This is a genomic window from Paenibacillus alginolyticus DSM 5050 = NBRC 15375, from assembly GCF_000422905.1.
GTDB lineage: Bacteria > Bacillota > Bacilli > Paenibacillales > NBRC-103111 > Paenibacillus_E > Paenibacillus_E alginolyticus.
This window is the reverse complement of record NZ_AUGY01000064.1, coordinates 35,846-48,756: the sequence shown is the minus strand read 5'-3', so window position 1 is coordinate 48,756 and position 12,911 is coordinate 35,846. Positions and strand designations below refer to the sequence as shown.

The window sequence follows — 12,911 nt, the reverse complement described above, 5'->3', positions numbered from 1 at the left end:
CGAATCTATTTCTATGATAGCTGGTCTAACTTTGTAAATGCTGTCTTTCGCCCGCCAAGTAGAACTTCAAAGGGTCGACAGAAGACGAGCAAGACAAAAGAACGGCTAAGTTCACAGCGCATCATAGTGAGAGAATAGCGGAGACACAAGAATAAAATGTAAATTAATGGTAAAAACGCGTCATTTTCTGTAGTCTTTACTTTTTTGGCTTGTACCCAGAAAAACAAAATGGTAATAAATACAATATATTTAAGTAATTGTATTTATACGTGAAGACTTACTGATCATGTCAGCTATTTTGCATCGGTAATGTAAAAAATACAACATTGGTAACAACGATAGCCCATCTGCCCTTACGAAAGCTGAATGACGCTAAAATCGTATGGAGTTATGAATACCAGTTGTGAATCAACCGACAGTCTCTAAGCCTTAATCTTTCGCTTTGAACATATAAAAAGAACTTGTCTCATACAATGAAATTAGGATGAGATAGGTTCTTTTTTATCTAAAGCGAAAGGAGTGATCAGTTTGAAAGGCTTTAAAAATGTTGTCTACATGAGCTTAGCGTTAGGCATGCTATTTTACTCCGTTCCGCAATTGGAGTTTCGAGATGTAGGGTCGCTGCCGATGGTGTTCAGTATCATCTGGGTCATGATGGCCCTGCTTGTGACAGCCGCTCACTTGCATCAAATACTTGGGGTAGATGAAGAGAAACGCAAAGAAATGAACCGCATCAATCGGATGAAAAAATGGCAATTGGAGCAGCTTGTTCAAGGTCGCCGGAAACTTCTGCAGTTTCGCAAGTAGCCAAGAAGAGATTTCCATTTTGACAACGAACGTATGTTTGTTATAATACAAATAAAGCATCCAATCCAATAGGGTTGGATTTTTTATTTAGGAAAGGCTGATCTCATTGTTCTTGCGCTTTGGAACGATTATACTAGTAGTACAGAGTAATACAGGAACAAGCGAGTGAGGTGTAACAGTTGGATACACAATCCGTGGATACGTTAACGAAGCATGAACAGATTTTGCGCTATATTGAAAGCTTGAAGCTTGGCAGCCGGATCTCTGTTCGCAAAATTGCCAAGAACATGGAAGTCAGCGAAGGAACGGCTTATCGAGCTATCAAAGAGGCTGAGAATCAAGGTCTGGTCTCGACCAAAGAGCGAATCGGAACCGTAAGAGTCGAGAAGAAACTGCGGCAGAACATTGATAAGCTCACATTTGCTGAAGTCGTGAATATGGTCGATGGGCAAGTGCTAGGTGGTTCGCGCGGACTCCATAAGACGCTGCACAAATTCGTGATCGGCGCGATGGAACAGGATGCTATGATGCGATACATTGAGGCAGGCAGCCTGCTTATCGTTGGTAACCGCAACCGTGCCCATATCTGTGCATTGGAACAAGGTGCAGGCGTACTCATTACGGGGGGATTTAACACCAGTACCGAGGTGAAAGTCCTTGCAGATGAACTGGAGCTACCCATTATTTCGAGCAGCTACGATACATTTACAGTTGCCTCCATGATTAATAGAGCCATATACGATCGTTTGATCAAAAAGAAGATTATGCTTGTCGAAGACATCCTGGCATCAGGCGCTTCCCTATATGCCCTAAAGGCAAATAGTACTCTGAAGGACTGGCAGCGCATGTCCGAGGATACAGGGTACAGCCGTTTTCCTGTTGTAGACGAGTGGAACCGAATTATCGGTGTTGTGACCTCTAAGGATATGGTGGGGGCTAATTCTCTACAAACGGTAGATAAGCTTATGACGCGTAATCCGCTTACTGTAACACCCCAAACATCGGTTGCATCAGCAGCCCATATGATGGTGTGGGAAGGTATTGAACTGCTGCCCGTCGTGGATGCAAACCGCAAAATCCTAGGCGTGCTTAATCGCAGTGATGTGCTGAAAGCCATGCAGTATATTCAGAAGCAGCCGCAGAATGGTGAAACATTTGAGGATTTAATCTGGTCCGGACTGGAAGAAGTCAGGGATGAGAAGGGGACGCTGCAGTTTCATGGCGTTATTACACCACAGATGACGAATCATTTGGGGACGGTATCGGAAGGTGTTCTTACAACACTGATGACCCAAGCGGCTTACCGCATCGTCCAGGAACATAAGAAAGGGGATCTCGTCATGGACAACATGTCGACCTATTTCTTAAAACCGCTGCAAATTGACTCCAAAATAGAAATACGACCCACCATCATTGAGGTGAGCCGTAAGTTTGGCAAAATTGATGTAGAAATTTATCATGCTGGGACTTTGGTTTCCAAAGCGATGCTAACCGCTCAAGTCATTTAACGCAGCATGCGATCGAAGTGCCCGTGATTGCGAATGCCGGCGAATAAGTTGAACAGGCCTAGCAGGACCAACACGGTGCCGAAGATTCGGCGAAAGCTGGATTCACTAAAGAAGAAGATCTGGGTGATGGCAATCAGAACGAGCATCAAACCCATGCAAATATTCATGCGAGCCGAGTAGAGACCGCGTTTGGCAGTTTCCTTTTCACGGCGCGCCCGAAAGCTGAAATACACGGATAAGGCAAGCAGCAGGCAAATAAGAGAGAATAAAGTGATTTGAATCGCGAACATGTGGTTAATCCGTCCTTTTAAGCAAGTTTACTGTTAACTTTAGCGATTTTAGGAGGAGATTGCAATCACATCTCGCTTAAATCTTGCCAATGCTTCATGTTCGTTTCTCTTGGGCTGTAATCCAAACCGTCAATTCAGTCTGAATTAACACGATCGATTTCACTTCAACGATATATTTTTTATCATGCAAAATGTAGGTCTTTTGGGTGATCAATTTCTCATAGAGAGGTTGAGCATCCTTTACGTATGTAGCTTTTTGACCGATGACGAGCTTGAGCTCGCTCTTAATATCGCTCTCAATTTCTTTCTGAATATCTTCACTAATGAGTTCTTCCTGATTTTTCGGAACCAAATGTACGTTGACGACATTAATTAAGGATTGCTTATTTTTTGTCTTGTTTAAATTGTCGATATCGGCACGCAAATCTCGATTTTCTTGCAAATATTTATGCATCTCCACATATAGCTGCGTGTAGTTATATTGATGAATGCTCATATAGACCGCGCTCCCAATGATGGCTCCCGAAAGCATCAGTCCTAAGCTCGAAAGCAGACGTTGATATCGGGCAAAAGGAGGGATCCTCAAGGCTGATTGCCCCCTTTGCAGATCATTTGAATGAGTGAAGTGCCCATTTGAGCGCCAATAAAGGCCACAATAATCAGAACGATTTGCTTAATAGCGGGATTCAAATGCCCTATAGCTACATGGCTTTCAATATAGCGTATCGGATCAATCGTGCCGCCAACTGCAGCTACCATGGCCCAGATTTTAATGTTTTCTGCAATGGTCATCATTTTTTCCGTAGGTGATTGAAGCGTGAGCACGGCTGCTATTCCACTTAACATGCTGCCTCCAAATACGACCCCGAATGCAATACAGAAATATACGATAATATTTGCCCAAAAGACATACATGTCCTTATCGCTTCCTTTCCAGCTAAGTTAATGAGGACAAACTCTCTATACTTAATGTATGGGAATGCCTAGCACCAATATGATAAAATATAAGGAATTAAATGAAAGAAGGGAGGACATGCTGATGAGTTCGTTCGTCCACTTGCATGTTCATAGTGAATACAGTTTATTAGACGGTGCGGCACGTATGGAGGAGCTTGTTTCCCGAGCGGCTGATCTTGGCATGACCTCTCTGGCATTGACGGATCACGGTGTCATGTACGGAGCCATTGCCTTCTACAAAGCCTGCAAACAGCGAGGCATTAAACCAATTATTGGTTGTGAAGTCTATTTCACAGCAGGTTCAATTCGTGACAAAGGGACTAGACAGGAACAGCCGATCTATCACCTCATCCTGCTAGCCAAAAATTTTCAAGGCTATCAAAATTTAATGAAGCTCTGTTCAATTGGACATTTACAGGGCTTTCACTATAAACCGCGTATCGATTTGGAACATTTAGCCAAGCACTCAGAAGGGCTTATTTGTCTAAGCTCTTGCTTAGGCAGCGAGGTTTCCCAGCATTTGCTGCACAATCGTCACGATGAAGCCCAAAAAGCAGCTGAGCGTTATCGTGACATTTTCGGTGATGACTTCTTTCTGGAAATTCAAGATCATGGGATGATTGAGCAGAAAAAAGTAATGGCCTCGATGATCGAGCTGAGCAAAGAAACCGGTATCCCGCTTATTGCCACGAATGATGTGCACTATGTGACAGAGCCGGACCATGTGATGCAGGACATTCTCATCTGTATTGGAACAGGCAAAACGGTGGAGGACACCGATCGGCTTAAGATGGGGACAAGTCAGATGTTTTTGAAAAGCGAGGAGGAGATGAGACGTTTATTCGTCCATGTCCCCGAAGCGCTTACGAATACGAGCGTTGTAGCTTCACGCTGTGAACTAGAACTTACGTTCGGTAAATCGATTTTGCCTAGCTTTCGTCCGATTCCAGAGCACCTCACAGCCGGAGAATATTTGCGAGAGCTCTGTGTGCAAGGGCTGGAACAACGTTACTCTGCTAAAGCTGAGTGGCATACTGCGGATTCACCGCTGCGGCGGCAAGCAGAAGAACGTCTAGCTTATGAGCTCAGTGTCATTGAGAAAATGGGTTTTTCCGATTACTTCTTGATCGTATGGGATTTTATTCGGTTTGCGCACGAAAAGAGTATCATGACTGGACCGGGCAGGGGATCTTCTGCTGGAAGTCTAGTGGCTTATGTACTGCGTATTACGAATGTGGATCCGCTTAAATATAAGCTGCTGTTTGAACGTTTTCTTAACCCAGAGCGGATTACGATGCCGGATATTGATATCGATTTTAGCGATGAACGCCGAGATGAAGTCATTGATTATGTAGTTGCCAAATATGGGCACGAGCATGTCGCGCAAATTATTACCTTCGGGACGATGGCGGCCAAAGCTGCGGTTAGGGATGTTGGACGCGTATTAAATGTCCCCTATGGGGATGTTGACCGTGCGGCCAAGGCGATACCGAATCAATTAGGGATGACCTTATCGGAAGCACTGCAGGTTAGCTCTGATTTAAAGGGGCTGGTCGCCAGACAGCCGAAGACGGCGGAGTTGCTTGAAATGGCGATGCGTGTTGAAGGCATGCCGCGCCATGCTTCAACGCATGCTGCAGGGGTTGTCATTTCCAGAGAACCTTTAACGCAGTATGTCCCTCTCCAGGAAGGCACGGCTCAGACAGCTCTTACTCAGTATACGATGGAGCATTTGGAGGCCATCGGTCTGTTGAAGATGGATTTCCTCGGCTTGCGCACACTGTCTATTATCGAACGATCAGTCGCATGGATCGAGCAAATGGAAGGCGTACGTCTCGACTTTGATAAGCTGGATATGGACGAGGATGCTTTAACCTACGGGATGCTCAGTAAGGGAGAAACGACAGGCGTCTTCCAGTTGGAGTCCACAGGTTGTCGCAAAGTGCTGAAGGATTTGAAGCCTTCTGTGTTTGAAGATATTATTTCCGTTGTGGCCTTGTACCGTCCAGGTCCGATGGAGTTTATACCTAAGTACATTTATGGGAAACACGGACAGATGGAAGTCGTCTATCCACACCCAACGTTAGAACCTATCCTTCGGGATACGTACGGCATTATCGTTTACCAAGAGCAAATTATGCAAATTGCCTCATCAATGGCAGGTTTCAGCTTAGGCGAAGCAGATTTGTTAAGACGAGCGGTGTCCAAGAAGAAGCGGGAAGTGCTGGATGAAGAACGGGCACATTTCGTTTCGGGCAGCTTACGTCAAGGCTTTAACGCCGATGAGGCTAATCATGTGTATGATATGATCGTGCGTTTTGCCGATTATGGTTTCCCGCGTGCGCATGCAACGGCATATGGGGTACTTGCCTTCCAAACGGCTTATTTAAAGGCGCACTATCCGATTTATTTTATGGCCTCTATGTTAACGGCTGTCATGGGGAATCATAGGAAGGTAGCTGAATATGTGGATGAATGCCGGCGGGTGAAATTGGCTGTGCTGCCGCCTGATGTTAATGGCAGCGGAACGGTATTTACACCGGACCCAGCAGCCGGGGCGATCCGCTTCGGACTTGCTGCTATTAAGAATGTAGGCACTCAAGCAATCGATGCTATTCTTAATGAGAGAAAAAAATCACAGTTCGAAAGCTTGCTTGATTTCTGCCGACGAGTTGATTTGCGCGTATGTAATAAGCGAGTAATTGAATCGCTCATTCAAGGTGGAGCCTTTGACACTCTAGGCGGGCATCGCGCTCAGCTGATGGCTATTCTCGATGAAACCATCGCCTCTGCAACCAAATGGCGCAAGGAACGGGACGATCTGCAGCTTCACCTCTTCGGATTTGTGGAAGAACCTAACTGGGAGGTCGAGGTTCCGAACATACCTCCGATGCCGCAGAGCAAACAATTGGAGCTCGAGAAGGAACTTCTCGGCATGTATATATCTGGACATCCGCTTGATGCCTATGCGGAGCAGCTGGGTGAGATGGAAGCGGTTATGCTTCATCAATTAGCCGAGCTGCCAGATAACAGCGAGGTTCTTGTAGCCGGGATGATCCTCTCCAATAAGACGATCGTCACGAAGAAGGGGCAGCCGATGGCGTTCATGGAGCTGGAGGATCGCATCGATAAGGTCGAGGTGGTATTGTTCCCCGAGACCTGGAAGAATGCGGCTCCGCTCGTGCAGAAGGGCAGACTCGTCCTCGTCCGGGCGAAGCTGCAGCTTCAGGACGAGGACCCGCCCAAGCTGCTCGCGGAGCAGCTTGTCGCGCTGGACGACCCTGCGGGTGTCCAGCGGCTTCGCCGGCAGCCAGGGGCGCATAGGCGATCCGTTGACGTAGTCAGCGATCGGCCTGCGCGCGCGGCTGCCAGCTCAGGCGGCGCACGCAGCGCCGCCGCTGTCACACAGGCGGCCCCTGCGGCGGGCCGCCAGGAGTCCCGCGCTTCGGCGCAGCCGGCGCGCGGGAACGCTGCGGAGCCGAAGGCGCAGCGGGTGTTCGTCAAGATCTCGGCTGACTGCGAGCAGCCGGATAAGCTGCTGCAGCTTAAGGCGCTGCTGAAGCTGCATAAGGGCCAGCTCGCGGTTGCGCTTTTCTACGAAAGCAGCAACAAGCTCTTGGCCCTGAGCGACCAATATTTGGTCGATCCTTCGAAGGATTTGTTCCGTATGATTGAGACCATCATGGGTAAAGATTCGGTCAGAGTGAAATAAAGATGGCATCCTCCGCATATGAATAGGAACCCGGCATTTCAGGGGCTTAATACATGCGTAGGAGGAGACTTATGACCGAACAACATATGATCCAGTTGCTTCAAAAACGTGGTGTAACGGTAGAGCAGATCTCTGAAATTGTGTTCAAACTGCAAAAGCCCTATAATGATCAACTTTTGCAAGAAGAGTGTATCGAGAGTGTGCTGGCTGTTCTCGCCAAGCGGGAAGTGCAGTATACGCTATATACGGGCATTGCTCTTGATGAATTGGCAGAGAAGAAGCTGTTGCCCGAGCCTTTGCAGTCGATTCTTGAAGCAGATGAGCCCCTGTTCGGCGTTGATGAAACTCTGGCCCTAGGTATTGTTCATGTCTATGGGATGATTGGCTTAACTAGCTTTGGCTATTTAGATAAGGAAAAAATGGGTATTATCCGAACATTAAATGATGATAAAAGTTCTGTACATGTTTTTCTGGATGATTTGATCTGTGGTTTAGCGGCTGCCGCTTCTGCCAGAATCGCTCATCAGAATGAGCATGCGCCTGATTATAGCAGTAAATTGCGTCTGGACTAGCTCAAAAAAGTTCAGACTTCACTTTTTTTCATGAACGTGCTCTGTTGCGGGAAAAAGAGAAATTATGATATCATTATTCCATTGTGTGCGCCTATGCTTATGTAGGATGTTAATTATCATCGTTGCTAACTTGCCCTAATCCATGTAGTTGCACGTCATAGGAGGTTTTTTTTTCATGTGGACGGTGATATACATAGCTCCTACCGCGAAGATTGCAGAGCGGATTAAACAGAGGCTGACGGAAGAAGGATTTCTCGTACAAGTTCGGGGTATCTCCTTATCCAAAAATCAGTTCGAAATCGTCGTACCCGAAGGCGAAGTTGAAGAAGTACAGGAAGTGCTCAATTCTATTTTACATAGATAATGAAAAGTAGAAGCAAGTAACGTGGCTTGTCAGAAGTTCAAGATAATAGCCAAGTAGAGGTGGAAATGTGCTAAAAGATTTATTTCAAAAGCGTAAGTATGCAACGATCCCTTCCGAGAAAACAAAACGGGATATTCCCGAAGGTTTAATGAATAAATGCCCGAAATGCGGTACGATCCAAACAAGCAAAGAGCTTGAGAAAAATCTAAAAGTCTGTACAGCTTGTGGCTATCATTATCGTTTAAGCGCGCCCGAACGTCTCCAGATCACGCTCGATGAAGGTCAGATTTTGGAATACGACGCAGATATGATCTCTGAGGATCCTTTGGAGTTCCCTGATTACGCAGAGAAATTGGATAAAGCGAAGAGCACAACGAAATTACAGGATGCAATTATGACCGGGGAAGGTACGATTGGTGGCTATCCGGTTATTGTTGCGGCTATGAGTTTTGACTTCATGGGTGGATCACTAGGTTCCGTTGTTGGGGAAAAAATAACCAGAGCGATCGAAGCTGCAACTCAAAAGAAAGTTCCGATTATCATCTACTCCACATCAGGTGGAGCTCGTATGCAAGAAAGTATTCTAAGCTTGATGCAAATGGCGAAGACAAGCGCTGCTTTGTCTAAGTTCAGTGCGGAAGGCGGATTGTTTATTTCTATTATTACAGATCCGACTTTCGGCGGCGTCTCTGCAAGTTTTGCGATGCTAGGCGATATTATCATTGCTGAGCCGGCAGCACCTTTTGGATTTACAGGCCGCCGTGTTATTGAACAAACGATTAAACAGAAGCTGCCGGACAATTTCCAGACATCTGAATTCAATCTCGAGCATGGTCAGCTCGACAAGGTCGTGAGCCGCAAAGATATGAGGCCTACGTTAATCAAGCTGCTGGACATGCACGGAGTGAAGGGGGAGGCGACTTATGGCGGGTGAAATGCCGTTTGAACAGCCACTGGCGGAACTAAAGAAGAAGATTGCGGAACTGCGTGCTTTTGGCGCGGAGAAGAAAATTGACTTTTCAGAGGAAATCCGCCGTTTGGAAGAAAGATATGTTGAACTCGAAAATGAGCTTTATGCGAATATGTCTTCTGCTGAGAAAATGCAGTTGGCTCGCCATCCGCAAAGGCCTACAACGATTGATTATATTGGCACCATTTTTACGGATTTCATAGAGTTTCATGGCGATCGCCTATACGGGGATGATCTTGCGATTGTAGGTGGATTAGCGAAGTTGAACGGCATTCCAGTTACGGTTGTCGGTCATCAAAAAGGGAAAGACACGAAGGACAATATTGCTCGTAACTTCGGTTGTCCGCATCCGGAAGGCTTCCGTAAAGCGCTTCGGTTGATGCGTCAAGCGAACAAGTTTAATCGTCCTATTGTGACGTTTATTGATACCAAGGGGGCATTCCCTGGGAATGCTGCAGAAGAGCGCGGCCAAGGAGAAGCGATTGCCAGAAATTTACTGGAAATGGCCTCTTTTCGTGTGCCGATCATCTGTATTGTTATTGGAGAAGGCGGCAGCGGCGGCGCACTCGCGTTAGGTGTAGGTAACAAGGTATTAATGTTGGAGAATGCTATCTATTCGGTTATTAGTCCCGAAGGCGCGGCTTCCATCTTATATAAAGATGCTTCCAAAGCTTTACACGCGGCAGAGGCTATGAAAATTACAGCGGATCATATCCTGGATCTTAAGGTGATCGACGGTATTATTCCAGAGCCTAAAGGTGGCGCACACCGGGATTTAGCCGCACAAGCAGAATTGATCAAGACAGCTATCTGGGAACAGCTTCAGCATTTGCTAAGTATGAACGAACAGGAGCTGCTCGAGGACCGTTACCGCAAATTTAGAGAGATCGGCCGGTTCACATTCACTCAGGAGGGAAACCATGCGTAAAACGAAAATTGTCTGTACCATAGGACCTGCAAGCGAATCACAAGAGAATTTGAAAAAGCTTCTAGAAGCGGGAATGAATGTTGCCCGTCTTAACTTCTCCCACGGAGATTTTGAGGAGCACGGCGCACGTATCCGCAACCTTCGCGCAGCATCCGCTGAGACAGGCAAAGTAGCTGCTATTTTGCTTGATACCAAAGGACCGGAAATTCGTACGGGAAAATTGAAAGAAGAGCCGATTGAGCTTGTTCAGGACAAGCACATCATTTTGACAACAGAAGAAATCTTGGGCGATGTAGATCGCATCTCAGTTACCTATTCGAATCTGCCGCGTGACGTTGCTGTTGGATCTACCATTCTAATCGATGATGGTTTAATTGGTCTTTCGGTTGTTGATATTCGTGGAACAGAAATCGAGTGCCGCATTGTCAATGGCGGAACGATTAAAAGTAAAAAAGGCGTAAACGTGCCAGGTGTGAAAATCAGTCTTCCAGGGATCACGGAGAAGGATGCGAATGACATCGTCTTCGGAATCGAGCAAGGCGTAGATTTCATCGCGGCTTCTTTCGTACGTAAAGCAAGTGACGTTATGGAAATTCGTGAATTGTTGGAAAGACATAATGCTTCGCACATTCAAATCATTAGTAAAATCGAAAACCAAGAGGGCGTTGACAACTTAGACGAAATCCTTGAAGTATCCGATGGTCTGATGGTTGCTCGTGGGGATCTTGGCGTTGAAATTCCAGCTGAAGATGTTCCAGTTGTCCAAAAATCGATGATCAAAAAATGTAACATCGTAGGTAAGCCGGTTATTACGGCAACGATGATGCTCGACTCCATGCAGCGTAACCCGCGTCCAACACGTGCAGAAGCAAGTGACGTAGCCAATGCGGTGTTCGACGGAACGGATGCTGTGATGTTGTCTGGTGAAACGGCTGCTGGTAAGTATCCAATTGAGTCCGTGCAAACGATGGCTCGTATTGCTGAGCGTGCGGAAGCAGCTTTGGAATATAAAGAAATTTTCCTTCGTCAAGCGCAAGCGCAACAAGTTACTGTAACCGAAGCGATTTCTCAAGCAGTAGCTAACTCAGCTTTGGAGTTGGGTGCGAAGGCGATTTTAACAGCTACGGAAAGTGGATATACAGCAAGAATGGTATCCAAATACCGTCCGAAATCTCCAATCATCGCCGTTACGCCTAGCGAGCAAGTCATTCGCCGCTTATCCCTCGTATGGGGTGTTATTCCGGTGATGGGCGTGCAAGCAAAAACGACGGACGAGCTGTTCAACCTTGCGGTAGAGAGCAGCATCAAAACAGGTATCGTATCTCTAGGGGATATCGTTGTCATTACGGCAGGTGTACCTGTTGGACGCTCCGGAACAACGAACTTGATCAAGGTTCATCACGTAGGTGAGATGATTGCCAAAGGAACGGGTATCGGCATGCAAACAGCAACGGGTATCGTTGTAACGGCTCGCACACCAGAAGAAGCGAATGCGAAGATGGTAGACGGTGCTGTACTTGTAACGGTATCGACGGACAAAGAATATATGTCAGCTGTACAAAGAGCTTCAGCGTTGATTACCGAAGTAGGCGGAATTACCTCCCATGCGGCAGTAGTCGCTTTAAGCCTTGGAATTCCGGTCATTGTTGGCGTTGAGAACGCAGTAGAATTAATCAAAGACGGCACAGAAGTTTCGATCTATCCAGAAGTTGGCGTTATCTACTCTGGTCAAGCGAGCGTTCTGTAGGTATAGCAAAGAGTGAAGCGAGATTAGTCTCGGCTTCACTCTTTTTTATTTTCTGCTATAACGTCATTCCTTCCAATCCCTGAGCACCATCAGCATTACCCATCCCTAGTCCTAGCTGTGTTATAATTGATCTAAGAATTTGTTACTGGAGGCGTACATCATCATGAATCAGGAGCGCTGGCATCAGCATCAGTTTCGTGTGAGATATGAAGAAACGGATCAAATGGGGGTTGTGTACCATGCCAACTATCTAACGTGGTTCGAGATGGGGCGGACTGAACTTATTAGGGAGCTTGGTTACCCATACCGGCGGATTGAGGAGAAGGGACTATTGCTGCCGCTTGTTGAAGCAGAACTTAAGTTCAAAAAGCCCGCTCGCTACGATGACTTGGTATGCGTGAACACGCGAGTGATTGATATGAGCAGTGTTCGTCTCCATTTTGCTTATGAAATCCGTAAAGTTTCAGAAGAAATGATGGCTCTCACCGCAAATTCGGCTGCACAACCTACCGGGGAATTACTTGTGACCGGAGAAACTCGTCACGTTTGGGTGAATCCTTCTTGGAAGCCAATACGTATAGAGAAGGAAGCGCCAGAATTATGGCAGCTGTTAGCTAAGTATTCTTGAAGGGGCTGAGCTTATGTTTCGTATCATTCTTGCTATTCTTATTCTAGTACCTGCCATAGAAATTACGCTTCTGATCACATTGGGGCATTATATAGGCGGCTGGACGACACTTGCGCTTATTATAATAAGCGGCTTCTTAGGTGCCTATTTCGCCAAGCGAGAAGGACGCAAAGTGCTGGAGTATGCCAAGTTTGAGTGGTCTCAAGGCCAATTGCCGACGCAGCATTTGTTAGATGGAATCTGTATTTTCATTGGAGGCATTTTATTAATTTTGCCTGGATTCATCACGGATATTTTCGGATTTCTACTTGTTTTGCCTTACACAAGACCGATCTTCAAAGTGATGCTGCTTGCACTGATTCGAAAACAAATCGGCAGAGGCGGAATCAATATCATCAAACGTAGATAGAGAACAAAGGCTCGGTCAC

General features: G+C 46.4%; 13 protein-coding genes. 10 read left to right on the top strand and 3 right to left on the bottom strand.

Annotation, left to right across the window (positions count from 1 at the left end; genetic code table 11):
• The first annotated feature begins 528 nt into the window (after positions 1–528).
• Entirely contained in the window at positions 529–807 is a 279-nt protein-coding gene (locus G519_RS0125430) for a hypothetical protein (protein ID WP_029197087.1), read from the top strand.
• A 179-nt stretch (positions 808–986) separates the two neighbouring features.
• Positions 987–2,315, top strand: a complete 1,329-nt coding sequence (locus tag G519_RS0125425; protein WP_029197086.1) for a DRTGG domain-containing protein — start codon at positions 987–989, stop codon at positions 2,313–2,315.
• Here G519_RS0125425 and G519_RS0125420 read toward each other — a convergent pair.
• The 3 genes from G519_RS0125420 to G519_RS0125410 all read right to left on the bottom strand — a co-directional run bounded on the left by G519_RS0125420 (position 2,312) and on the right by G519_RS0125410 (position 3,520).
• Positions 2,312–2,605 (bottom strand): YtpI family protein, encoded by a 294-nt coding sequence (locus G519_RS0125420; RefSeq protein WP_029197085.1) that lies wholly within the window; start codon positions 2,603–2,605, stop codon positions 2,312–2,314. The two genes, G519_RS0125425 and G519_RS0125420, sit on opposite strands and share 4 nt — an antisense overlap.
• Before the next feature lie 94 nt (positions 2,606–2,699).
• The gene (locus G519_RS0125415) at positions 2,700–3,191 is read right to left on the bottom strand and encodes a hypothetical protein (RefSeq protein ID WP_029197084.1); all 492 of its coding nucleotides are present in this window, start codon (positions 3,189–3,191) and stop codon (positions 2,700–2,702) included.
• Entirely contained in the window at positions 3,188–3,520 is a 333-nt protein-coding gene (locus G519_RS0125410; RefSeq protein ID WP_029197083.1) for a YtrH family sporulation protein, read from the bottom strand. Before G519_RS0125410 ends, G519_RS0125415 begins: the two co-directional genes overlap by 4 nt.
• 124 nt (positions 3,521–3,644) lie before the next feature.
• On the opposite strand from G519_RS0125410, the gene G519_RS0125405 reads away from it, so the two are divergent.
• The 8 genes from G519_RS0125405 to G519_RS0125370 all read left to right on the top strand — a co-directional run bounded on the left by G519_RS0125405 (position 3,645) and on the right by G519_RS0125370 (position 12,892).
• Positions 3,645–7,274 (top strand): DNA polymerase III subunit alpha, encoded by a 3,630-nt coding sequence (locus G519_RS0125405; protein WP_029197082.1) that lies wholly within the window; start codon positions 3,645–3,647, stop codon positions 7,272–7,274.
• A gap of 71 nt (positions 7,275–7,345) precedes the next feature.
• Positions 7,346–7,846 carry a phosphatidylglycerophosphatase A family protein gene (locus G519_RS0125400; protein ID WP_029197081.1) on the top strand — a complete coding sequence of 167 codons (501 nt, stop codon included), beginning with the start codon at positions 7,346–7,348 and terminating at the stop codon, positions 7,844–7,846.
• Between the two features lie 175 nt (positions 7,847–8,021).
• Entirely contained in the window at positions 8,022–8,210 is a 189-nt protein-coding gene (locus G519_RS0125395; RefSeq protein WP_029197080.1) for a hypothetical protein, read from the top strand.
• A 67-nt stretch (positions 8,211–8,277) separates the two neighbouring features.
• Positions 8,278–9,144: an acetyl-CoA carboxylase, carboxyltransferase subunit beta gene (gene accD / locus G519_RS0125390; protein ID WP_029197079.1), complete on the top strand. Its 867-nt coding sequence runs from the start codon at positions 8,278–8,280 to the stop codon at positions 9,142–9,144.
• Positions 9,134–10,108, top strand: coding sequence for an acetyl-CoA carboxylase carboxyltransferase subunit alpha (locus G519_RS0125385; RefSeq protein ID WP_029197078.1), 975 nt, complete (start codon positions 9,134–9,136; stop codon positions 10,106–10,108). Before accD ends, G519_RS0125385 begins: the two co-directional genes overlap by 11 nt.
• Positions 10,101–11,855 (top strand): pyruvate kinase, encoded by a 1,755-nt coding sequence (pyk, locus tag G519_RS0125380; protein WP_029197077.1) that lies wholly within the window; start codon positions 10,101–10,103, stop codon positions 11,853–11,855. The genes G519_RS0125385 and pyk overlap by 8 nt, the downstream gene beginning before the upstream one ends.
• A gap of 163 nt (positions 11,856–12,018) precedes the next feature.
• Positions 12,019–12,483 (top strand): acyl-CoA thioesterase, encoded by a 465-nt coding sequence (locus G519_RS0125375; RefSeq protein WP_029197076.1) that lies wholly within the window; start codon positions 12,019–12,021, stop codon positions 12,481–12,483.
• 13 nt (positions 12,484–12,496) lie between these two features.
• Positions 12,497–12,892 carry an FxsA family protein gene (locus G519_RS0125370; RefSeq protein ID WP_029197075.1) on the top strand — a complete coding sequence of 132 codons (396 nt, stop codon included), beginning with the start codon at positions 12,497–12,499 and terminating at the stop codon, positions 12,890–12,892.
• The last annotated feature ends 19 nt before the right edge of the window (positions 12,893–12,911 follow it).

Coding starts and splice junctions, on each gene's coding strand:
- G519_RS0125420 (WP_029197085.1), bottom strand. CDS start 2,605: ATGTTCGCGATTCAAATCACTTTATTCTCTCTTATTTGCCTGCTGCTT.
- G519_RS0125410 (WP_029197083.1), bottom strand. CDS start 3,520: ATGTATGTCTTTTGGGCAAATATTATCGTATATTTCTGTATTGCATTC.
- G519_RS0125405 (WP_029197082.1), top strand. CDS start 3,645: ATGAGTTCGTTCGTCCACTTGCATGTTCATAGTGAATACAGTTTATTA.
- G519_RS0125400 (WP_029197081.1), top strand. CDS start 7,346: ATGACCGAACAACATATGATCCAGTTGCTTCAAAAACGTGGTGTAACG.
- G519_RS0125395 (WP_029197080.1), top strand. CDS start 8,022: ATGTGGACGGTGATATACATAGCTCCTACCGCGAAGATTGCAGAGCGG.
- G519_RS0125385 (WP_029197078.1), top strand. CDS start 9,134: ATGGCGGGTGAAATGCCGTTTGAACAGCCACTGGCGGAACTAAAGAAG.
- pyk (WP_029197077.1), top strand. CDS start 10,101: ATGCGTAAAACGAAAATTGTCTGTACCATAGGACCTGCAAGCGAATCA.
- G519_RS0125375 (WP_029197076.1), top strand. CDS start 12,019: ATGAATCAGGAGCGCTGGCATCAGCATCAGTTTCGTGTGAGATATGAA.
- G519_RS0125370 (WP_029197075.1), top strand. CDS start 12,497: ATGTTTCGTATCATTCTTGCTATTCTTATTCTAGTACCTGCCATAGAA.